Origin of the sequence: Polynucleobacter sp. (genome assembly GCF_030693775.1) — a bacterium.
GTDB lineage: Bacteria > Pseudomonadota > Gammaproteobacteria > Burkholderiales > Burkholderiaceae > Polynucleobacter.
Genome location: NZ_JAUXZY010000004.1, coordinates 840942 through 862531, shown reverse-complemented (window position 1 = coordinate 862531; position 21590 = coordinate 840942). Strand labels below are relative to the sequence as shown.

General features: G+C 47.7%; 28 protein-coding genes. 13 read left to right on the top strand and 15 right to left on the bottom strand.

The genetic code is table 11. The features are described from left to right. Positions 1 to 52: 52 nt before the first annotated feature. Genes Q8M75_RS07200 through Q8M75_RS07190 form a run of 3 tightly spaced genes read right to left on the bottom strand, consistent with a single transcriptional unit; the run spans position 53 to position 1197 of the window. Entirely contained in the window at positions 53 to 448 is a 396-nt protein-coding gene (locus tag Q8M75_RS07200) for a hypothetical protein (protein ID WP_305487847.1), read from the bottom strand. Positions 449 to 472: 24 nt separating this feature from the next. Beyond that, positions 473 to 643, bottom strand: coding sequence for a hypothetical protein (locus Q8M75_RS07195; RefSeq protein ID WP_305487845.1), 171 nt, complete (start codon positions 641 to 643; stop codon positions 473 to 475). 8 nt (positions 644 to 651) lie between these two features. Then, entirely contained in the window at positions 652 to 1197 is a 546-nt protein-coding gene (locus tag Q8M75_RS07190; RefSeq protein WP_305487842.1) for a hypothetical protein, read from the bottom strand. Between the two features lie 199 nt (positions 1198 to 1396). Here Q8M75_RS07190 and Q8M75_RS07185 point away from each other — a divergent pair, with 199 nt between their 5' ends. The 3 genes from Q8M75_RS07185 to Q8M75_RS07175 all read left to right on the top strand — a co-directional run bounded on the left by Q8M75_RS07185 (position 1397) and on the right by Q8M75_RS07175 (position 2512). Continuing rightward, positions 1397 to 1540 carry a hypothetical protein gene (locus Q8M75_RS07185; protein ID WP_305487840.1) on the top strand — a complete coding sequence of 48 codons (144 nt, stop codon included), beginning with the start codon at positions 1397 to 1399 and terminating at the stop codon, positions 1538 to 1540. A gap of 44 nt (positions 1541 to 1584) precedes the next feature. Beyond that, the gene (locus Q8M75_RS07180) at positions 1585 to 2061 is read left to right on the top strand and encodes a hypothetical protein (protein WP_305487838.1); all 477 of its coding nucleotides are present in this window, start codon (positions 1585 to 1587) and stop codon (positions 2059 to 2061) included. Between the two features lie 61 nt (positions 2062 to 2122). Further along, entirely contained in the window at positions 2123 to 2512 is a 390-nt protein-coding gene (locus Q8M75_RS07175; protein ID WP_305487836.1) for a hypothetical protein, read from the top strand. Here Q8M75_RS07175 and Q8M75_RS07170 read toward each other — a convergent pair. Next, positions 2509 to 2958: a DUF1810 domain-containing protein gene (locus Q8M75_RS07170; RefSeq protein ID WP_305487833.1), complete on the bottom strand. Its 450-nt coding sequence runs from the start codon at positions 2956 to 2958 to the stop codon at positions 2509 to 2511. The two genes, Q8M75_RS07175 and Q8M75_RS07170, sit on opposite strands and share 4 nt — an antisense overlap. Positions 2959 to 3087: 129 nt before the next feature. Here Q8M75_RS07170 and Q8M75_RS07165 point away from each other — a divergent pair, with 129 nt between their 5' ends. Beyond that, complete coding sequence (locus Q8M75_RS07165) at positions 3088 to 3528, top strand: hypothetical protein (RefSeq protein WP_305487832.1); 441 nt, start codon at positions 3088 to 3090, stop codon at positions 3526 to 3528. Positions 3529 to 3542: 14 nt separating this feature from the next. After that, a complete protein-coding gene (locus tag Q8M75_RS07160; RefSeq protein WP_305487830.1) occupies positions 3543 to 4133 on the top strand; it encodes a hypothetical protein in 591 nt (196 codons plus the stop codon). A 393-nt stretch (positions 4134 to 4526) separates the two neighbouring features. Here Q8M75_RS07160 and Q8M75_RS07155 read toward each other — a convergent pair whose 3' ends face one another. The 8 genes from Q8M75_RS07155 to Q8M75_RS07120 all read right to left on the bottom strand — a co-directional run bounded on the left by Q8M75_RS07155 (position 4527) and on the right by Q8M75_RS07120 (position 11458). Next, a complete protein-coding gene (locus tag Q8M75_RS07155; RefSeq protein WP_305487827.1) occupies positions 4527 to 4814 on the bottom strand; it encodes a hypothetical protein in 288 nt (95 codons plus the stop codon). Positions 4815 to 4932: 118 nt separating this feature from the next. Then, entirely contained in the window at positions 4933 to 5136 is a 204-nt protein-coding gene (locus Q8M75_RS07150; RefSeq protein WP_305487825.1) for a hypothetical protein, read from the bottom strand. A 33-nt stretch (positions 5137 to 5169) separates the two neighbouring features. Next, positions 5170 to 6096: a hypothetical protein gene (locus Q8M75_RS07145; protein ID WP_305487824.1), complete on the bottom strand. Its 927-nt coding sequence runs from the start codon at positions 6094 to 6096 to the stop codon at positions 5170 to 5172. 22 nt (positions 6097 to 6118) lie between these two features. Then, positions 6119 to 7006, bottom strand: a complete 888-nt coding sequence (locus Q8M75_RS07140) for a hypothetical protein (protein ID WP_305487822.1) — start codon at positions 7004 to 7006, stop codon at positions 6119 to 6121. A 28-nt stretch (positions 7007 to 7034) separates the two neighbouring features. Next, the gene (locus Q8M75_RS07135; protein WP_305487819.1) at positions 7035 to 8495 is read right to left on the bottom strand and encodes a DUF4407 domain-containing protein; all 1461 of its coding nucleotides are present in this window, start codon (positions 8493 to 8495) and stop codon (positions 7035 to 7037) included. A 279-nt stretch (positions 8496 to 8774) separates the two neighbouring features. Beyond that, positions 8775 to 9185 carry a type II toxin-antitoxin system PemK/MazF family toxin gene (locus Q8M75_RS07130; RefSeq protein ID WP_305487817.1) on the bottom strand — a complete coding sequence of 137 codons (411 nt, stop codon included), beginning with the start codon at positions 9183 to 9185 and terminating at the stop codon, positions 8775 to 8777. A gap of 293 nt (positions 9186 to 9478) precedes the next feature. Beyond that, complete coding sequence (locus Q8M75_RS07125; protein WP_305487815.1) at positions 9479 to 10483, bottom strand: sulfurtransferase; 1005 nt, start codon at positions 10481 to 10483, stop codon at positions 9479 to 9481. Between the two features lie 69 nt (positions 10484 to 10552). Then, positions 10553 to 11458: a LysR substrate-binding domain-containing protein gene (locus tag Q8M75_RS07120; protein WP_305487813.1), complete on the bottom strand. Its 906-nt coding sequence runs from the start codon at positions 11456 to 11458 to the stop codon at positions 10553 to 10555. A 93-nt stretch (positions 11459 to 11551) separates the two neighbouring features. On the opposite strand from Q8M75_RS07120, the gene Q8M75_RS07115 reads away from it, so the two are divergent. Genes Q8M75_RS07115 through Q8M75_RS07105 form a run of 3 tightly spaced genes read left to right on the top strand, consistent with a single transcriptional unit; the run spans position 11552 to position 14209 of the window. Beyond that, positions 11552 to 12547, top strand: coding sequence for a tripartite tricarboxylate transporter substrate binding protein (locus Q8M75_RS07115; RefSeq protein WP_305487812.1), 996 nt, complete (start codon positions 11552 to 11554; stop codon positions 12545 to 12547). 22 nt (positions 12548 to 12569) lie between these two features. After that, a complete protein-coding gene (locus Q8M75_RS07110; RefSeq protein WP_305487809.1) occupies positions 12570 to 13802 on the top strand; it encodes an aconitase X catalytic domain-containing protein in 1233 nt (410 codons plus the stop codon). After that, on the top strand, positions 13799 to 14209 hold the full coding sequence (locus Q8M75_RS07105) for an aconitase X swivel domain-containing protein (protein ID WP_305487807.1): 411 nt from the start codon (positions 13799 to 13801) through the stop codon (positions 14207 to 14209). The genes Q8M75_RS07110 and Q8M75_RS07105 overlap by 4 nt, the downstream gene beginning before the upstream one ends. A 37-nt stretch (positions 14210 to 14246) precedes the next feature. On the opposite strand, the gene Q8M75_RS07100 is transcribed toward Q8M75_RS07105, so the two are convergent. Then, positions 14247 to 14954, bottom strand: a complete 708-nt coding sequence (locus Q8M75_RS07100; protein ID WP_305487805.1) for an alpha/beta hydrolase — start codon at positions 14952 to 14954, stop codon at positions 14247 to 14249. Between the two features lie 174 nt (positions 14955 to 15128). On the opposite strand from Q8M75_RS07100, the gene Q8M75_RS07095 reads away from it, so the two are divergent. The 5 genes from Q8M75_RS07095 to senB all read left to right on the top strand — a co-directional run bounded on the left by Q8M75_RS07095 (position 15129) and on the right by senB (position 19568). Further along, a complete protein-coding gene (locus tag Q8M75_RS07095) occupies positions 15129 to 15443 on the top strand; it encodes a hypothetical protein (protein WP_305487803.1) in 315 nt (104 codons plus the stop codon). A 48-nt stretch (positions 15444 to 15491) separates the two neighbouring features. Further along, positions 15492 to 16466, top strand: coding sequence for a D-2-hydroxyacid dehydrogenase family protein (locus Q8M75_RS07090; protein ID WP_305487801.1), 975 nt, complete (start codon positions 15492 to 15494; stop codon positions 16464 to 16466). Between the two features lie 86 nt (positions 16467 to 16552). After that, complete coding sequence (locus tag Q8M75_RS07085; protein WP_371131761.1) at positions 16553 to 16906, top strand: HNH endonuclease; 354 nt, start codon at positions 16553 to 16555, stop codon at positions 16904 to 16906. 160 nt (positions 16907 to 17066) lie between these two features. Next, positions 17067 to 18506 (top strand): glycine betaine ABC transporter substrate-binding protein, encoded by a 1440-nt coding sequence (locus Q8M75_RS07080; RefSeq protein ID WP_305487798.1) that lies wholly within the window; start codon positions 17067 to 17069, stop codon positions 18504 to 18506. Between the two features lie 117 nt (positions 18507 to 18623). Next, positions 18624 to 19568: a selenoneine biosynthesis selenosugar synthase SenB gene (gene senB, locus Q8M75_RS07075; RefSeq protein ID WP_305487796.1), complete on the top strand. Its 945-nt coding sequence runs from the start codon at positions 18624 to 18626 to the stop codon at positions 19566 to 19568. 5 nt (positions 19569 to 19573) lie between these two features. Here the strand turns inward: senB and egtD are convergent, their stop codons facing one another. Then, the gene (gene egtD, locus Q8M75_RS07070) at positions 19574 to 20515 is read right to left on the bottom strand and encodes an L-histidine N(alpha)-methyltransferase (RefSeq protein WP_305487794.1); all 942 of its coding nucleotides are present in this window, start codon (positions 20513 to 20515) and stop codon (positions 19574 to 19576) included. 12 nt (positions 20516 to 20527) lie between these two features. Further along, positions 20528 to 21574, bottom strand: a complete 1047-nt coding sequence (gene selD, locus Q8M75_RS07065) for a selenide, water dikinase SelD (protein WP_305487792.1) — start codon at positions 21572 to 21574, stop codon at positions 20528 to 20530. Between the last annotated feature and the right edge of the window lie 16 nt (positions 21575 to 21590).

The following is a 21590-nucleotide window of genomic DNA, read 5'->3' as shown; positions in this document are numbered from 1 at the left end:
GGCAATTAAGTTAATTAGATCATTATTCATTCGCCCTATAATATCTCTAAATTTAACAATCAAAACCTATCCACCCCCCCGTCTCCTCCATCCCCTCCATGTCCTTCGGGCAGATGGGTGGGCCTAAAAGCAGGTGCTTTCTGAGCATCACTACCTCATAGCCGCACTTAGTGCACTTGGCTCCTGGTCTTTTGGCTGCCTTTTGGCCTGTTCTGACTGGTAGGCTTAATCTGCCGTGCGGGAATTCCCCTAGCCTTTCTGCAATGGCAAGTAAGTCCTTTTTTAGCCATTCTCCTGCTCCAGCACTGCGCATCGGTCCTTTTAGGCCGATATCCAAGGCAATCCGTTTAAATCCTTCGCCATGACCACTTTTGCAGTTATCTACCGCGTGCACTAACTCATGGACTAAGGTATCCAGAAAATCAAAGGGGGTATGTAGATGTGGCACAATGAAGATTTGGTTAATGCCGTCTTATGCTGCTTTACTAGACCAGCACTGCCCTAAATGACGCCCCTTCCCTCCCGTACTGGGAAATCCTACCGATACCTTTACTACCGGTACTGCATACCCCGCCCTTTCAAAGATGGGGACGATATGCTCCACTGCCTTCATTAACCGCTGCTCCCTGTTTACTTGGGCCATGCTGTCTCCTAGTGGTCTAAGTAGCTGCGGTTTTCAGACATGCGCATGAAATCTAGGTCCATGGTTTGGGATTGGGTATATTCCCAGTCTTTTGGAAAGGTGATCTCATCCTTTTTCCAGCATTGCAGTCTCACTTCATCAATGGCCTCCATTTCATCGTCGGTGGCAACAAGAATTAGGCGCTCAAAGTCTTTATTTGGGTTCTTTTTGGATCTCGGCGCTTTTTGCTCATCATCAAGGGGCTTGACCCGCAAGAAATTAAGCCAATACACCTTAAAGCTGGGGCCAAAGATCTGATCGACCAATAAGGCATCGGTATTGTGGGGATCTTCTTCATTGATCTGAATGACCTTTAAGCCTTTTGCGGCAACAAACGCGAGGTATTGCCTAGCCTCTGCATGTGTTTCAAACCGAATGCTAAGCAGTTCATTGCTAGACCAGAGCTTGGATTGATCGACTAGATCAAAGATGAATTGGCCGTAGCCTCCTTCGTAACGCTGGTGGATTGCACCTTTTTTCAATAGAACGCAGACGCCTTCAATCAGTACGGGCATGAATACTCCAATGGGTTGAATTGTGGTGGGGAAAAGTCGGGCTTGATTGGCTACAGATTACGAAGGGGCTAGCTCATATACCGACCCTGCGCCCCAATCCCACAGAAAAAATAAATGGATTTATTTCATAAGGTGAAACGCGAATATGGTAATTTAAATAGAGGGTATTTTTTCTGCACAGTTAATAAAAGGAGACGGCATGAGTAAGATCAGGATTGCAAACGGCCACACCAGAACCGACGCACGGCAAATGCATTTAACCCTGCAGGAAGTAGCCGACATGCTGGATTTAACCTCAGGAAAAAGCTCCAGGCTACGGGCATTAAGCCGATTGATTTATTAAATTAATCTAAGTTTTTTCAATAAATCGTCAAATCTGGGGAACTTATGACCAAACTCGTTTGGGGCAAAGCAAAAATCTTTCGCAATGGAATTCAATATGCATTTGATGATTTTCCACAAACTGGTTCATTTGCAGATATTGCGCGGGCAAATAAATTGGCGGGCGAAGAAATTGATATCGAAAAATCAAAGCTCATGAACAAAGATGAGGCAAAAAAACTAAAAAATCGTAACGTACATCGAGAGTTATTGTGGATGACAGTAAGGAATCTTAGACCCCTAAATAATGCAGCTAAAGTCGATATGAAGTTTGCTGCAGAATATTCAAAATACCTTGCCATCTTTTTGAATCTAGCAAGGGATTTAGCGCTTGAATATAGCGGCACGATTAAAAAAGGTGATGACTTTTATATCTTTGATGAGCCTGAAGTAACCACTGGAATTGAAAGAACTGGAGTTAAATTAGTATCGATTAATAGAAATGGAAAGATTATCAAGTCACTCTACTTCTGGCCAATTTGAATCCGATATTTTTTTACTAATAAAAAAGTCATGATTCACCTAAATTTCAACATAGAAGAATATGAACAGAAAACTTGATCCAAACGACCCACCCCTCTTTCACATTAAATCAACAGATTGGTGGGTTAAGGTCCTTGGGATGCTGCAGCACAACTGGGCTTTGATTGAAACTAAAGATAAAGGGGTAACCGTTTACTTTTTTCATGATCTAGGCACAACCGTAGGATCAATGGGCCCATATAAACTTAGTCAACTGAGAAACCGTTGCGCAATTATTGATTCACTTGATTTTGAAAGCAGTGAAGCGGCAATAGAAGCTCTTGATACGAATGGATTTAATCGCTTAGCTGATTACCCAGGGCCTTGGGATGGATCTCAGCCCCATGGGAATTTTTACGATGCTCGCGATCACCAAGCGGGCATTTACTCCAAAGGGGGCTATTGGATTTAAGGCGATCGGCGACTGTTTAGTAGCTCTAATGTACGCAAATCTGGCTTTCCAAAATACAGCTGCTCAAGTGCCTCATTTAATAGAGCGGAATTCGGGTCCGCCTCCAAAAATAAGGTGATAGACGACTGCAGCTTGTTTGCATCGGTTTGACCCAATACAGCCTCTGCTGTTTTGTTGGCTTGAAGGACTAATTTCAGAACCTCCTCATAACGATCTTTTAACAAAGGATTAGCCCAATACGCTTTAGCCTCCTTAAGGTCTTTAATTCCGTAATAAGTGGAGTATTCACTAAAACCTAATCCGACTATTTGCGGAAACACATACCAAATCCAGTGCGACGTTTTTCTGCCGCTCCCTAATTCTTTTATTACCTCTTCAAAACACGTGTTTTGGGCTAAAACAAAGCGCTCTAAAGAGTCGTGTTTATTTGGATCAATGTTTGGCATAGGGTATTTGATGACTTTTTTATTGAATTCTGTAATTAATAAATCTCATTTTATTGTCGATCAAGCTCATCCCATGACCTTGATCCCTTTCATACTGGTTACTCAATTAAAGCCAAGTAAGGGACCTAGATGACCGCACAAGCTTCAGATCGGCTGATTTATGCAGGCAAAGGAATTTCATTATGCACAAACCCCTTATCGCCCTATTTAAGGCAAATGGGCATTCAATTTATTTCTAGGTCTACAGCCAATTGGCGAGGTTATATCGCGACTTGGGAGGTAATCGAATGTGAAGGGGCCGAGCGACTCTACTTAGCCAAACTGAGCGCTAATCGAAGTCACAGTGAAAAAATCGGCCTTACAGACCTCTTTCCAGGCTTTGATAAGGTCTTTGCTCATTGGTTTACCGGTGAACTGCGCTGCCCCCAAGGTGAATTACTCAATTATGTGCACGGTGGCTATGCCAGTACCTATGAATACGACCTCATGATGGAGTTTAAGCAAGGCGTTCTAGTTCATAAGTACGCTAAACACAATAAATCCCCAACAACTGAAGACAGTCTGTTTTAGCAAAAGAACTAACCGTGACCATTAATTTTGACTACACCCTATTGCAGTGGTTTGGGATCTACACCCTCCCCGGCCTAGCTTATGTCACTTACAACATAATTAAGCTTTACCGCGAACGCAACTCCCAGTTTGTGAATGACATGTTGCTCGCCATTCATAACAAGACCAGTACGCAAAAACGCATTGAAGACAGTATTGCTTATGGCGCTGCCTCAATATGCATCCTGGTAGCTTGGCCTGCCGTGATTGTTTGGTGGTTCATGCAAAAACGCGATGAGCCTGATGCAATCGATGATGAGGATGAAAACGACTTTACCTGCAATATGGGTAACTTGGTTAGTGAAATAACACCCATTGAGGCTGAAGTCTTTAATCAAGTACATGATCCATTAGGAAAGGTACCCAATCTACCCTTTGGACATCTCAATAAAGCATGGGGTCGCCTCTTAGCAGAGATGACCGAGCCAGCAGATCAGCTGTGGTCTTTCTTTATCCCGAAAGACACTCATATCGGCTTATACCGAAGCGTAAGTGGTGATGTGCGTGGTTACGCAATCGTGCGCAAGGGAAAGATTGTGGGTGAGTTGGTAGTTGAGAGCGATTAATCGAGTTTTAGCATGGTGATCAACGGGATTAGGTATGAGTGCCCATAGATCAGAAGACGGCACTAGCGGGCGGCGTCTTTTTCATTGAAAAACCATACCAGCTTGTGCATTCTGCCAAACCCTAATTCCATGGGGGACTCCTTTCAGGATGCGAGCAAGCTGACAGCCGGGAAAGACCGGCTATTTTTATTTACTCATAAAAGCAAAACCCCCACTGAAAGGGGGTTCTGACAGACGCCTGAAACAGTTTGCAATCACTCTTTCAGGCCGCTTGCAAAGCATTGCTGCTTACTAGACTCCAACCGGCTATACCGGATAACTTCTCTATTTTAAATATCCGTCAGTGGGATTGCAATGCACTTCTAAGAGTATCTGTCTGATTGATTATGAAGCTCATCGCTTTAAATATCCCTGAATAAATGCCCTCCTTGGGTTGATCTTTTCGCCTACCGTGCCAGCCTGCTGGTGTACTAAGGCTGCTGGCTCAAATAGCATGGCTTTATTGGGGATATAGCGATTACCGTTGGAGTCCCTGAGCTTTAGTCTCGGTAAGCCCAGTATCTTGGCGCTATCCACAAAGGCAGCCACCGTTATGGGTCTGGCTAAGGATGGGGTAATGGCGTCTTTGGGTGTGACTTCAAAGGGAAGAATGGTCGCAAGTAACAGTGCGCTGGTCAGCATGGGGCTCTTTTGGCGTAATTGACAATCGAGGTAGTATGCAATTGCACTAGATCACCCATTGATCCGGTAAACCTAATGCTAGCAATTGCTTCAATTTGTTGTGTCATAACTAGTTTCCTTAAATCAAAAACCGAATCACCATTGCCGAGCCATCCTCGTAGCGCACTTCTAGCTCGTATGGTCCAACAAGACGAGCCGATAGCAAATTGCTTTGCTTCAGCGGAACTTCAACCTTATATCCTAAAGCTGCATCTTCTAGAATTAGGCTTCGCTCTTTTGTATTAATCTCGATAATCTTAAAATCACTTTTTTTATCGCCCATGAAACTCCAATGTGATGTTGATAAAAAGGTCTTTTACTCCACCGCGACTTGAGCAATAACCGCGCCAGGTTTGTTTAATGCTTGGGCACGGCGCGCCACATACTCCGGGTTTTTAGCACCGAGTAAACCCAACTGACGCTCGCTGCCATCGGCTGATTGCACTACTACCGTATCGTTGCCTACGGCCCTCACGGATTCCAGCAAACTGCCATCGCGCTTGGTTGCGGGTGGTATCCCCTGGATCGTTGATGTAGGTGACAGTGGCGCCTCTATCCGCTCCAATGGAATTGGCTCAACTATCGCCGCTGGCTGGCTTGGCGCTCGTGCTTGTGGCTGCTCTACTGCCCTAGCTGGGGCCGGTCTGCTGGACTGAACAGGCTCTGCTTGAGGAACTGCATTAGGAGCTGCCTGCTGCTCTTTGCTTACGCTATCGAGCTCTTTAAACGCCTCAGGGGAACGGTTTTGTAAATCCTTGGAGGATTTCATGAGGTTTTTGGAGCCCATGGGCAAGGCCACCAGCACGTAGGTACGGATGCGATTGCCTTCGGCTACGTGTTTCATCTCCACTGTTTCTACGCCGGTGATATCCACATCTGGGCATATGCTCCGTACGGTTAACTCTGACTGCTCTATGGAAGCCGCATCGCTATCAGCGCGATACATCTTCATTTGGCTGCGCACCTTGCCTCCAGCGCCAGTACAGATCTTCACGTAGGCCATGGTCTTGGCTTTAAGATCCGCCATTGAAAAGTCACTGCTTATTGCCGTGCCGTTTTCATAAATGACGCCGGGTTCTTTGGGTAACTTCGTCATCCAGATCGGCGCTTGGCTGATGGCTTGAGTAGCGACCTTAGCCTGCTGGCGATACTCCAAGTCGGTTTGGGTATTTTTGCTCACCGGACTTGTACCACACGCGCTCAATATCCCAATAATGGGAAGCGCAATTAATGCATTTTTCATCTCATACTCCTTGTTGAATTAATTAAAATTTATCCACTACAACCCACTGATTGCTGCCTGAACGTACGGCCACTAAAGTAAAGCGCACTGCTTGATTTCGAATCAGTTCTGTTTTCGAAATCAGTTGATACACATTGCCCCGCCAGCGGCGCAGGCTGGATCGGGTTTGACTCTCTTGCAGGTCTTTTGAGGTAAAGCTAATCTGATCCCCCACCCGAATAAATGGCCGATCTGCCACGTAGGGAAAGTTCGTGCAGATTTCTTTTCGGGTGGTGGTTTGATCGTTCTGAACCAGATTGACGGGACTGATTGCCGCTTTGGCTACAGTCACCTCCTCAAAGTAGCAACGGGGGGTTGCCTCAGGCGGCTTATTCGGAACCGCTCGCAAATCCGCCTGAATTAACCCCGCATCCACAGGGCTACCTTGACAGGCAAAACGCACGGACCAAATGCGGTACTTGGCCAAGGAGTAATAACTTTTACTGATTTTGTCTGGCGAGGCGTTACCCTCCACCCCATCGACCGTATAGAAGCGATTACGTTTTAACTGCTCTTCAAGCAACGCTATTTGCTCGGTACGCTGCTCGCAATTCACCTGAAAGCGCACCAAGTCTTCGTAAGTAAGGCGTACAAAGGTTGGCGCTGCGCTCTGCTGCGTATTGCTCGTCTGTGCTGCAGTCCGTTGAACTGGCCGGGCTGTATTGTTTTGCTTAGTTTGGTTGCTTTGGCTGAATTGGGTTGTTTGACTGCTGGGCCGCGGAGGAATGTAGCTAGGGGCGCTGTATTGGCTGTATTGGGTTTGTTTGATATGGCTCGGCGCGCTGTACGCCGTGTACTGGCCCGGCTTACTCGCGCAAGCACTTAGGCCCAGCAACAGGATCAGCGTAGATAGTAAGGAGAGTAACTTCATGCGTGTTGGGCGACTTTTGGGCGGCGTCTTAGGAGGCTGCCTTGAGTTGGCCTTGTGCATTCGGGTCAAAATTAAATACCCGTGCGGAATTACTCTCGGTTTGGCTTGTATTGGATGGTTTAGTAAAGGCGCCGTGGAATGCACCGCTCGCTGCAGCTACTGATGGCGTGACGACTTTATTCATGAACTGATCGCTTGCCTGGGTAAAACTGTAGTTCATTTGATTTTGAAAGCGGCCATACATACTACCCTGGCGCCTAAGGTCATCGAGCTCCTGGTGCAGCTTTTGATTGGCGATATCGTGCATGATCTTTTGCTTGGTCATTGATAAATCCAGTTCTTGCAACTCTGCCTGCTGACCTTTTATGACAAGCGCCTGCTCATGCTGAGCTAATTGCAGCTCCGCTTCGGATCCCAGCCTACGACTTACGCTGCGATTGATTTCAGAAAGCACGCGGGTTTTATTCTGGTGCGCCGCTAAGGCAGCGCGGTGACCTAAGGCGGATTGCCCTGCTTGCAGTTTGAGCAGAATTGGCATGAGCTCCAAACACAACTGCAAGAGCGTAATCAGGGCGTACTTAAAGAACACGCCTGGGCTATGGGTGATAAGTGATGACAGCACGTCGGCAGAAGCCACATTGATGTAGGCCTCATCGATTTGACTGGTTTTAGCTAAATTAGCAGCAATGTCTTTTTTAGCCCCTTCTACTGCACCTATGGCTTGTGGAATCGCCTCACCTACTGAGGCGAGCTCCGCCTCCCGAGGGTCGGTATAGTTTCGATAGCTTTGGCGATAGATGCCCTCTAAGCGCTCACACTCGCGCTTATCTTTAGCATAGAGTTGTAGGATCTCGCCTTCATCGAGGTCTGGCGCAAAAGTCATGCTGGTTTTTTTGCGGTAATCCTGAAAACACTGGCTAGAGGCATTGCGCTGCCGAATAATCTCAGGCGTGAGTGTCTGTAATTCTTTTTTAAGCTGATTGGAGCGCTGCTCTAAATTACTGACAGCCGTAGTTTTATCGGACAACTCATACTTTTCTTGATAGCGCGCTTTTGCATCGGTATAGCGCCCGTCTTTCATATCTTGCGCATGAATGGCGAGCTCTGACTTTAGAAAGAGTGGCATGGTGAATTGGCTACTGAGCGAGCCAATCACCGTAATTAAGAAAATACGGATGCCTAGATATACGTAGGTGAGTTTCTTGTCGGTCTCGTACCGTGTATCGGCTAAAAAAATGAAGTTGCGATCGAGCACCAAGACAATCGCCGCGCCTATTACGGCAAAGGTAATCGCCAAAGCGATTTGCAAGGCTAAATGCAAATCCATCGCCAAGAACCAGCCGGCAATGCCAAACTGCAAGGCCGCTAGAAAGCTAGCAAAGGCAATAGCAGCGCCAATCTTGCTTAGACTCCCTACTTCTTCTACTGGTGCATTGGCCGCGATGCGGTGCCCGGTAAGGAAAACCAGATATTGCCGAATGGTACTCATGCATCCACCCACTGAATTGTTGCGATGGATGCAGTATTCCAAGGGGCTAGCTCATGGGATGAGCCTTAAAAAAGATGGGTAAAGAAATTCCCATTTAATCAGAATTAGTACTGTATATCCGTACAGTAACACACCTTACTCAAGCCCTGCAAGCTCACTTTTTCTTACATAGGCAAACTTTTTATTACATTCACATACGTTTCAATGCTTTTTCCTACCATTACGGCTGTAATGGTCTCGGGGTATTAGCAAGTACACAACCGGGAAAGGCGGGCTGTTTTATTTGCCTAGTCCAAAATAGTGGGCGATACCATTCAGAATGCCTTCAATTTCTGGCTTCGCGATTCTTATGTTCTGATAAGTTCTTCCAAGGCGATGTGTTTTGATGTGTGGCCTATCAAGCCGATAGTAAGAGACCGTATAAATCATATCGCCCTTCACCCAAACTGGTGTATCACTACGATTGGGGTTTGGATTAAAACTTAACATCCAGTGCCATGGCAATTTAGGATGAGGCGGCGTAGTCGATAGCGCTACAACCGTACACAGGTTTTTATGTGGTCCATGCGAATCGGTTTTTGAGATCACTATGACAGGTCTTGGCTTGACAATTTCAGGGAGCACGAAACCATAATCAAAATTACAAATCAGGTAGTGACCCTGTTTCGGATGAAAATTGTGTAATGCCAAACCCGCTCCTTAAAAAAGCAAAACCCCCACTCAAGGGGGTTCTGACAGACGCCTGAAACAGTTTGCAATCACTCTTTCAAGCCGCTTGCCCAACATTACTATTGGCAAGACTCCAACCGGCAATGCCGGAAAATATCTCCATTATAAATAGGCAGTGCTGCGTTGGCAATGACTCTTTCAAAAGAAGTGTTGCACGTGCTTGCAAAGTAATTAAAGTGCCAGCATTTTATCTATTACTCAAAGAAAATCTACTCTTGCACATCCTTTGCCAATGTCGTTAGCTGTGCTCACTATTACTTCTTACTGGCTTTAAGCTCTGCCTCGAGCTCATTGATTTTGCTTTGCATTGCGGCGATTCTGGAATTGAGCAGGCCCACATTCAGATATGTCTCGTCTGCAACCGGCGATGCGAGATGGCTAGCCCACCCGAGCCACGATGAATCATAAATTTTGACCTTCTTGTATCCCAGATTTTGTAACACTACTGCGGTCTCTGCGGCGCGCACACCGCTTTGGCAATACACCACCGTCTCTTTGTTGGGGTCCAATTTGGAATAAAGCGCCTTAAGATCCTCGGATGACTTTAAGGCCATGCCACTATTTGTTTTTACTTCGCGCTTAGCGAGTTTTGATCCCGTTGCCGGGTCTTTCCAGTTTTGCTCATACGGAATACTAATTGCACCCGGGATATGACCACCCCGGATGGCGCGCACATCGTTGCCCTTGAACTCATTTACGGTTCTTGCGTCGATCACTTGAACCGATTGATCGTTAAATAGCTTACGCATTTGCTCATTGCTGACGACTAAATTTTCTTGTGGAACTAATTTGACATTAACCGCCGCTAAGGTTGATGGGGCTTTCTCGATGGTTAGATTGGCGTCAGCCCAGCCATCAATGCCATCATGAAACACCTTGGCCTCTTTACCCCCAAAGTAATTGATGGTGAATAAGCCAAAATAGGCATAAGGATTGCCTCTTGAACCATACACAATGATTTCTTTATTAATGTCGAGTCCGGCCTTATTAAAGATGGCATTGATATCGGCAATATCAATATAGTCCTCGCGATTAGGATCCCGTAAGGTCGCTCCAATCTCTCCAATATTAATTGCCCCTGGAATATGCCCATCCAGGTAATTTTTAGTGGAACGCACATCCCATAGAATCACTCCGCGTTGCTGCGCGGCTTTGACATAGTCCAAATCCACAATACTGCTGGATTGGGCATAGGCCAGACCTCCAGAAAATGAGGCCGCTAGAAAAACAGTTTTTACTATAAAAAGGATGGTTTTCATGGGGGGCTCCTTTGGAACAGCGCTTTATATACTGTACTCTTTGTTTTGCTAAAGGCAACACACACTACTTTAGTTATGTTTTAACTCATCACTAATTTCAATGGCAGTTTCTTGAAACGCTTTCATGGCACCGGTAACGAATCTGCCTTTTCGCCAGCAGAGAGCCGCGGTTCTCTTTAAAAACTCGCCGGATATGGATCTTGATACTAGGTCTTTATCTCGCCCACATGCGATTGGGCTGCCAATGACTGCAAGACTTCCTGTACGTGCAACCTCGAGCAAATCACCCATGGTGGATACCTCTAGGCGTACATGGAGTTGAATGTTTTCCCTGCGCGCCTCCATTTCAATTTGCTGCCGCATGAGGAACTGGCGATTCAGTAAGGCAAGCTCGATATTTTTAAATGACGTGATCGATAGTTTTTTAGGTAAGTTGGTCATGCTTTGCGGCTTGCCGATGAGAGCAAATTGCTCCGTCAGTAAGGGTTGCTGATAAAACTCCACCAGTTGATAGTCTTCCGGCAATACAGCGATGTCGATATCGCCTTGCATTAAGTCGGCAATTAAGCGCTCTGCTGATAACTCGCGTAAATCGATTCTTAGATCTGGGTAGGCTTGTAAGAGCCGCAGACTCGCTGGCAATGTAATTGCCTTTGAATAGGTATGCGTTGCACCAATGCGCAGAGCGCCCACGACCTGCTTATCGTCATGCATGCTTTGCAGCAATGCCTCATCGACCTGCCCCATCAGCGGCTCGAGTTTAATTAACAAATCTCGGCCAAATTCACTCAAGACGGATCTACGGCCTTTTCGTTCAAATAAAGCCGAATTGAAATGGCTGGCAAGCTCCTTCATTTGTTGGGATAGTGCTGATTGCGTAATATTCAATGCCTCTGCCGCCCGAACAAAATTTTCAATTCGGGCAACGACTAAAAAGCTTCTCAATAAGCGGTAGTCAATGCGATGAATATTCATAATAAAGGCTAATGTATTAGTTAATTAAATATTAATTTACATTATATGTTTAATGGATTAGCGTGTCCTTTTCGCACTAAAGAGGCCACCCCCATGAACTTCTTACCGTCCCGCTCCCTTTCGCTGTTGTTTGCCCTGTTGTTTGCCCTTTTGGGCGCACTTCTGTTGCCGGGGCTAAGCTCGGCACAAAGCTACCCATCCAAGCCGATTAGGCTCGTTGTTCCCTTCCCGGCAGGTGGGCCCACGGATATTGTGGCTAGGCCATTGGCCATTCTCCTGGGCGAGAACCTCAAACAACAAGTCGTGATTGATAACCGCGGCGGCGCAGGCGGATCGATTGGCGCAGACTTAGTCGCCAAATCCGCTCCGGATGGCTACACCTTATTAATGGGCACGGTAGGTACCAATGCGATTAATGGCAGTCTCTACAAGCAACTGGCTTATGACACGATTAAGGATTTCACGCCGATAGCGCTGGTTGCTAGTGCCCCTGTAGTCATCGTGGTCAACCCCGCAACCAACATCAATACACTGGCAGACTTGGTGCGCGAAGCGAAAGCAAAACCCGATTCCATCGGCTTTGGTAGCGCAGGCAATGGCACGCCCGGCCACCTCACCGGCGCTTTGTTTGAAACCACCGCAAAAATTAAGCTTAAGCACATCCCCTATAAGGGCAGCGCCCCTGCAATGACGGACTTAATTGGCGGCCAAATACCCGTGATGTTTGACCCCATTCAATCGGCTATCACCCACATCAACTCAGGCCGGGTCCGTCCTCTGGCTGTGACGAGTAAGAATCGCTCCCCCCTTCTACCAAACGTACCTACGGTTGCTGAACTCGGCTACCCCCAATTTGAATCCACCGCCTGGTGGGCGGTGTTTGGGCCAGCCAAGATGCCTGCGGCAATCACCGATAAGTTACGCGCTGAAACTCAAAAAGTGGCTGCCTCAGCTGCCTTTAAAGAACGTCTCGGTAACTTAGGCGTCTTACCCAACACCGACTTCAAAGAAAGTTTGGCTGATTTTCAGACAAAAGAGATTGCGAAATGGGCTCGTACCGTCCGCGACTCTGGTGCAACTGTTGATTAACTTGTAAAGAAGAATAAAAAAAATGGAATTGAATGCAGAAGAAAAAGCCATGCTCGCCGGAGAATTTGGTCCCGTACGAAAAATGGCGATTGAACATCAAATTAAAGTTGGTGATTTTTTTGGCGCAAAAGATTTTGTGGGGGTATCGCAAGCCCACATCATGGCCGATACCGAAAGCTTAGGCGAGTCCGGCGTTGAATGGCTTGAAGCATTAGCCAAAAATAAATCCAAAGACCGCGTGGTCCGAATCCCTACTATTACGGATCCGCGTGGTACGGATTTCAGTAAGGCTAAGAAATTAGGTCAAACGGATAAGATGGTTTCTTTAGAGCACCGCGCCATTGCTGCCTTTGTCAAAATGGGCGTATCCATGACGGATACCTGCATCAATTACCAAACCATTATGGCGCCGGTATTTGGTGAGCATTTGGCCTTTGGTGACACTGGCGTTGTGATCTACTCCAATAGCATCTGTGGCGCCCGCTCGAATTTTGAAGGCGGCCCTTCTGCCCTCTCCGCCGGGCTTACCGGTCGCACCCCGCGCTATGGCTATCACTTAGACGAGCATCGTCAGCCTACCCATCGCTACCGAGTTACGTGGACACCGCAGTCCCTGAATGAATGGGGCGCTCTGGGCGGCCTCATTGGCAGAAAGTCCGGCAACTACTGGTCAGTGCCTGTCATTGAGGGCATTGAAGGCCGTCCCGGCTCAGACTCCTTAAAGCATTTTGGCGCGGCCATGGCCAGCTTTGGCTCCTCTGCTTTGTTTCATATTCTGGGGGTTACGCCCGAAGCGATTCATGCGCGTGACCTTAGTTTTGATCACTTACCTGAGATCAGCATTGCCAAAGAAGAGGTGATGGCACTGCAGAGCTCTTACCGCATTACCGATGAAATTGATGTAGTCGTCTTCTCTGCGCCGCAATTGAGCCTCATTGAAATGCAGAGTGTTGCGGCCCTGTGTGAGGGTAAGAAATTCAAGAAACCCCTCTTGGCAGTAACGAGCCCACAAGTAAAGCCTGACTCCGACCGCATGGGATACACCGCCATGATTGAAGAAGCTGGTGGCACGGTTTTTGCTGGTATGTGCTTCTATCAATCCTATGCACGTGAAATTGCCGAGGCAAATGGATGGAAAAAGTTGGCCACGAATAGCGCCAAAATGGTCAATATTTTAGGTGGCTATGGATACACCCCCATCCTCGCCTCAATGGAAGATTGCGTCAATGCTGCAGAAACAGGGAGACTGGCATGAGCCAAAAATTATTTAAAGCGCGGCATGCCCAAGGTGATGTCGTTGAGGGTTACTGCTTAAGCGCTAGTGATGGCTTTTCTGCACGCTACGATTTAGATCGCATTAATGGAACATTCTCACGGCCAAGCCATAAACTTTTTGGCGAGTCGTATAACGATAAGATCCTTGTTTTGGATACAGCCAAGGGTGGTGTTGCCAGCGCATGGATGCTTTATGAAATGAAGATGCGAAACCTATGCCCGTCTGCCATTATTTTCAATACAGTGAACCCGATTTTGGCGCAAGGCGCTGCCCATGGCGGCATATCCATGCTGAGTGGTTTTGATGTGGACATTGCAGCGGCTATTGCAAGTGGCGCCAAATTGCGGATTGATCCAAAGAATAAAACGGTTGAGGTAATTACCTAGGTATATTTAGGGGCGATCTAGCGCGCATCTAAAACCTTTACTGCAGCCATCTAGCCGCTGCATCCAATATGCCTTGCCGAACCTGCAATTGCAGCGCAGGATCGGTATCGCCGCAGGCCCATCGGCATTTCCAATCGCTTGGTGCCTCAAAGTCGCAATGGGAGGCGCCGGGAATTAATTCATCACGCCAAAGGGCTTTCATCTCAGAGCCCCATGGGGCAGCAACCGCATTTGCATTACAGCGGGATGCAGGGGCTCTTAAAATGAGGGCTTCCGTTGTAAGGAGTCTGGATGCAGTAATGCCAGCACGCTCCGTTTCATTGGGCAAGACCCGATCAAATGGATCGAGCCCCACGAATCCCACAACCCCAGGCGTATCTGCCGCCAATAAGCTGGAGAGGCCTCCTGCTGAAAAGCCGACAAGCATGATGCGCTGGCTACTAGCGCCAAAGGTTTCGGTATTGCGTAGTAAATTAACTAAACCAGCAATCGCACTGGCATTACAACGAAAGTCAAAGGTACAGGGCATATCGGGCGTAATCGCCAGAACACCTCTAGCTACTAGTGCCTGGGCATGCTCCCCCATGGTGGTGCGACTGCGTGTAAAGCCATGAGTCAGAATAGCTGCGCCCTTCTGCGGGCCTATGGGTTTATAGACATCGACTTCTATGGAAGTACCATTGATTTTGACTACTTGCGTTTGCGGGATTATTTTTGCTATGGATTCCGCATAACTTGTACTCAATGCCGCCAACAGAACAAGGCAGACTTGTAAGAATGATGGGATTTTTATAGTGGGCATTGTTTTGATCATAATCCCAAGCAAAAATTTGGCCCAAGCTCACCCAGTGAACCACCCCGTCATTAGGATGAAGGCGTTACTAAGTCACTCTTTTCACTTCATTTACAGGGAGTCACCATGAAATACCTTATCGCCATCGTTCTCATTAGCCAAGCCGCCTTATTTGTGCGCTCGGCTGTAGCTCAGGTTGTGCCCTTTAATGCCTCAATCTACAACTTTGAGAACAGCCCCAATAACTTTAACAATAGTCCCTACAACTTCAATAACAGTCCGTACAACTTTAATAACAGCCCCAATAACTTTAATGCCACAAATGGGGTGTACGACAGCAAAGGCAATCGCTTGGCCTATGAGGTCACCGCCCCTACTGGCGTGACCAACTACTTTGATAACAATGGCAATCGGATTGGCTATACGCCATCTAGGAGATAATTGTTTTACTACAGCCGCGCTTGATCCAATTACCACTCAATACTCAATATGCCCTCATTAGCCAATATCGTCATTCTGGGTGATTACGAGCGCGCCTTGCGCCGCTTCTCCCATTGGGAAACCCTGGATCAACGCGCCAAGATCACCATTCACCATGAACCTCTTCAGGGTGAAGCTCTATATGAAGCCGTGAAGGATGCCGATGCGATTGTGATCGTGCGGGATCGCGCACCATTTAATGAGGCATTGATTTCGCGCTTAAGTAAATTGAAGTTATTGATGTTTACGGGCGAGCGCAATGGCACGCTCGATGCAGCTGCACTACTTTCGCGCAACATTCCAATTGCCTGCACCCCCGGCGGCCCCTCCAAAGAGACCACTGCGGAACTAACATGGGCACTCATACTGGGTGCCGCAAAGCGTTTAGTGGAACAGCGCTCTTTACTTGCTAGCGGCGGTTGGCGCGATTCCCATTCGGTTTTGCCCATGCTCTCTGGGCAACGCCTTGGCATCATGGGCTTAGGCGCAATTGGTAGTCGGGTTGCGCGGGTTGGTCATGCTTTCGGTATGGAGGTAGTGACGTGGAGCCCAAACATGACGCCGGAGCGCGCTGCTGCTGAACATGCGAAGTCCGTTACGTTAGATGAATTACTTTCCACCTCAAAAGTAGTGAGCCTGCATTTAGTGGCTGGGCCGGGCACTAAAGGCATCATCGGCGCCGATCAACTGGCGCTGATGCGCCCGGATTCCATCTTGGTCAATACCTCGCGCTCGGCCTTGATCTCGATGCCCGACTTGGTGAGCGCACTCACGAAAGGCAGCCCCGGGCAGGCAGCGATTGATGTATTCGATGTTGAGCCACTGCCGGCAGACGATGTAATGCGTAACACCCCAAACCTATTAGTGACTCCGCATTTGGGTTTTGTGGCTGAACCTATTATTGCTGCATTTGCCAAGGGTATTACCGAAACACTAGAAGCCTGGCTCGATGGGGAGCCACTTCCAAAACCGTATAAGCCTTAAGTATTAGAAGGCAATCCATTCAATTTTCAACCTCTTATTTCTGATCGATTGATTTGTTGATTTAGAAGCGCAGGGATTGTTAGATCGTGACTGGACGCATCAAGAAAAAACAAATTCAGGCTGAACGTACTCATTTCATGGCGTCTCAGCCAGAAGAAGTGATTTGCCCACTGTGCGGTAGAGCAATACCCAAGCTGCAACGCGATGAACACCACCTCATTCCAAAGTCCCATGGCGGGCGTCAAACTGCTGTATTACATCGCATTTGCCATCGGCAAATCCATGCCCTCTTCACCGAAACTGAGCTAGCACGGCAATACAGCACGATTGAGCAACTGCGGCTCCAGGCAGATATGGTGGGGTTTATAGCGTGGGTTCGCCTTAAGCCCGATGATTTCTTTGAGCGCACGCGCAAAAGCCGTCGATTAAAAACGCCTTAAGGTCATTACTGGTGATAAAAAAAGCGCAATCATTAAAACGAATTTATGATTGGTATCTATTCAATAAGGGTGTCCAATCGCTTTGTCTGTTAATCGGTATATTCTTCGGGCCTGCATCAAAATCAGCTTCTGCCTTGGGTTGATATTTAGCTGCTCAGCTATGGCACAGCCTATAGAATCCAAGGTAACGGTTGGCTCAAAACGGTTTACTGAGAGTTATGTGCTGGGCGAGCTCATCAATCTATCTTTGCGCGATGCCGGCGTTCAATCCATGCATCGTCAGGGCCTTGGCAATACGGCAATCGTCCTAAAGGCCCTAACCACTGGCCAAATTGATATTTACCCTGAATACACCGGCACTATTATGCGGGAGATACTGAAGCGGCGAGAGGGCTCGGTTTCGCTCGACGAACTCAATGCGATGCTAGCGCCCATGGGACTTAAAGTTGCAATACCGCTGGGCTTTAATAATTCCTACGCTTTGGCCATGAAAGCAGATCGTGCGAATGCCTTGGGCCTTAAAAAAATCAGCGACATTGCCAAGTTAACGCTGGAGCAACAAGCGAAACTGCGCATTGCCCTGTCCCCTGAATTCAAGACCCGGATGGATGGGTGGCCTGCTCTAGTCAAAGGCTACCAGCTCACAATCCAGCCCAAAAAGGTTCTAGAGCATGGCCTAGCTTATGATGCTTTGGCACGCGGCGATGTCGATATCGTCGATGCCTACACGACAGACGCAGCAATCGCACGGCAAAACTTCGTCTTGCTGGAGGACGATCGGCAGGCATTTCCGCGCTACGACGCAGTACTGCTGATGCGATCTGATTTTGATGAAAAGCCCCTGCAAAACTTAATCAATCGACTCAATGAAGCGACAATGGCAAAACTCAATGGGCAGGCTGAGGCAGGCACTCAATTTGAACAAGTGGCAAGAACCTTTCTGAACGCTGCTCCAGAGCAGTTGAATAGCTCATCACGCTATTCCCGCTTTTTTAAACTGCTGTTTGGGCCTGATTTTTTTACTGCGCTACGGGACCATGTCCTGTTAGTAGCCGTCTCCTCGACTCTCGCCCTCCTCGTCGGAATCCCTTTAGGCGTTCTGGCGCAGCGTCGCCCTCGCTTTGCTGTTTGGATACTGGGTGCAGCTGGAATCTTGCAGACCATTCCGTCACTGGCTTTACTGACGATTCTGATAGCCGTTTTAGATCAAATTGGCGCTGTTCCGGCCGTTATCGCCCTATTTCTGTATGGCTTGCTACCGATTGTGAATGCAACCCATATTGGCCTCTTGGAAGTACCTGCCAATTTAAAAGAGGCTGCACTCGCCCTGGGTTGCAGTAATAAGCAACTTCTTCTGTCCATTGAGCTACCCTCCGCAAGGTCGATCATCATGACCGGCCTTGCATCCGCCACCGTCATTGGCGTAGGTACCTGCACCCTAGCAGCGCTTGTTGGCGCCGGCGGCTTCGGCGATCGAATTGTGGCCGGGCTTGCAGTCAATGACCATGCCCTCATGCTGGCGGGAGCAATTCCGGCCGCTATTTTGGCTCTATTAGCGCAAGCCCTGCTGACGCCAAAACGAAGGGGCATGAAGCACTAAGCTTTAAGCAATATTGGCTCAATAAACGAATTGATCAAATCTCAATTAATATTTCATATGATTTTCAAATATAAGAACACTTTATAAAGGCTGAATATCAAACCCCGCATCGAAATCGTGACCCCAGCGCCACTGGGGAGCCTGCATGGCAACCGCATGACTGCCCTGCGCTGGCAAGGGTTTTTGGAGGAGCTTGGCTATCCGGTCGCGGTCACCGAGTCTTGGTCTAGAGGTGATACAGGCTTATTAATAGCGCTGCATGCCTATCGCAGCCATCATTCGATAGTAGAGTTTAAGAAAAAATACCCCGATAGGCCCGTCGTTTTGATTTTGACAGGCACTGATCTCTACCGGGACATAGCAAACCACAATGAAGTGACTCAATCGATGGAGATGGCAGATCAGTTAGTTGTCTTGCAGTCAGCTGCAGTTGATTCGATACCCGCTCGTCTTCGATATAAAGCCCAAGTAATATACCAATCGGTTGAGATTGATATTGATATTGATAATAGGGATTCGACTACTAAAGACGATTTTGTAGTGAGTATTATTGGGCACCTGCGGGAAGAAAAGGATCCCTTTTGTGTTGTGCGTAGCCTCCTGCTATTGCCAGCCGATTCCAAAATCACGGTTACGCATTTAGGTCAGGCGATGAACTCCCAAATGAAAGACCTTGCCGACAACTTCAATGCAACAATCGATCGCTACCAATGGCTTGGTGAAGTAAGTCATGCTGATGCCTTGAGGGTGCTCTCTCAAAGTAGCCTCATGGTCATTTCCAGCCGCATGGAAGGCGGCGCACACGTCGTCTCCGAGGCGATTGCGCTCGGCATTCCAGTGATCGCATCCGACATTCCAGGCAATCGCGGTTTGCTAGGCGAGGATTACCCTGCTTACTACCCAGTGGGGGATGAAGCTGCACTGGCTACTCTTTTATATCGCGCAGAAAACACACCCACTTTTTATGCTTCACTACAAAAGCATATTGAATTTCGCAGGGAGCTGATTACACCAGCGCGTGAGAAACGGTCGATTCAAGAATTAGTTAGTGCATTAATTTGAGTTAGTTACGTTTGCTTTTTCGTATTTGCAAAGCACACTAAAAAATGCTTTTTGGGATCTGTCCATGTATGGATGGAATCAAAACCTGCGCGGCGGAGCTTTTCTGTAAACCCGTCTTGCGTGTACTTATAGCTATTTTCGGTATGGATCAAATCACCCGCCTTGAACTGAATCACATGCTCTTTGTTGCCATCATTTGGCAGAATCACCTCCACATCCGATCGTGCACGGAGGTGCATCTCAATGCGCGATAGGGGTTCATTAAAAAAGGCGTAGTGCTCCCAATCTTGCAGATTAAAGTTACTACCCGTGATTCGATTAACGTTTAAAAGAATATTTAAATTAAATGATGCGGTTACCCCCAAGGAGTCGTTATAAGCAAGATCTAGGGTTTCAATATCCTTGACTAAGTCAACGCCGATTAAAAGACCGCCATTGCCATGGCATTCATTTGCGATGTTTGTAAAAAATTGATCCGCTTTTTTGGGATCATAGTTTCCAATGGAGGATCCTGGGAAGAAAAAGATCTTGCGCAGTTCTGAAATATCCGGAAACGCCAGGGGCAAGCTTAAATCAATAGCCTGTGCGCTCATGGCGATGTGGGGAAACTGTTTTTGAAGATCAGCCACAGCCGCTTCCAGATATTCTTTTGAGATATCTAGTGCCAGGTATTGCTTTGGTTTAATGCTATTGAAAAGCTGACTTGCCTTGGCGCAATTGCCTGCCCCAAGATCAAGCAATACGTCGCAAGGGCCTACAGCATCGGCAATTGCAGCCCGATAGGCATCCATAATCCATCGCTCTGTGCGCGTTGGATAGTACTCCTCGAGCAATGTAATGACATCAAAGAGATGCGAGCCGATGTCATCGTAGAAAAACTTAGGGGATATAAATGGCACATCTGCCGTTAGGCTGAGATGTAATTCTTCAAGCAAGGTCTGTTTCACTGAATTGCCTACCTAAACAACGGATAGTCCTGTCCCCGCAGCGAACTGGCCTATTTTCTTTGCGCTAGCAAAGCCCCCTGCATTGAGAATCGAGAGAACTTCTGCTTGTTGCTCTGGGGCGCAGGAAATGAGTAGCCCACCACTCGTCTGCGGATCGGTTAAGAGGTTTTGTTGCCACAATGTGAAGTTACTCGCGAGCGTGACTTCGCTGCCATAGCCAGCCCAATTGCGAGTAGAGGCACCAGTATATATATCGGCTTTGACATGCTCGATGGCTTCCTGAATGACCGGAATAGCGTCCCATTGAATCTGCGCCATTAGCTTCGATCCCCTTGCCATCTCTAGAAGATGCCCCGCCAAGCCAAAACCAGTGACGTCCGTTAGGGCATGAACTCCCTCTAACTGTGCAAGGGCAACGCCAGGTTTATTTAATTTAGTCGTCAGCGCAATCATCTCTTGATACCCTCTATCTGAGAGCAGCTCTTTTTTCAGGGCGGCAGAAAGTATGCCCACACCCAATGGCTTACTCAAAATGATGCTATCGCCTGCCCTAGCGCCGCTATTGAGCTTGAGTTTTTTTGGATCGACTACACCAATGGCAACAAGGCCATAAATTGGCTCGACTGTATCGATGGAGTGGCCACCAGCGATCATGATGCCAGCATCATTGCAGACCGATTCTCCGCCGGCAGTGACTTGCTGAATCACCTCTAAAGGTAAAACGGCAATCGGCATCCCTAATAGTGCGAGCGCAAACAAAGGCTGCGCACCCATGGCATAGATATCTGAAATGGCATTGGTCGCGGCGATCCGCCCAAACTCAAAGGGATCATCCACAATGGGCATAAAGAAATCGGTTGTGGCAACGATCGCTTGATGCTCATTAATTTGATAGACCGCTGCATCTTCATTATTGTCAGATCCAGCCAGTAGCGCAGCGGGCAAATTGCGCATGGGTGAGGCCTTCAGAATATCACTCAGGATTCCTGGGGCAATCTTGCAGCCACAGCCTCCACCATGGGATAAAGAAGTCAAGCGGCCGTTATAAGAAGTTGTCATAATGAATTTATCTAGT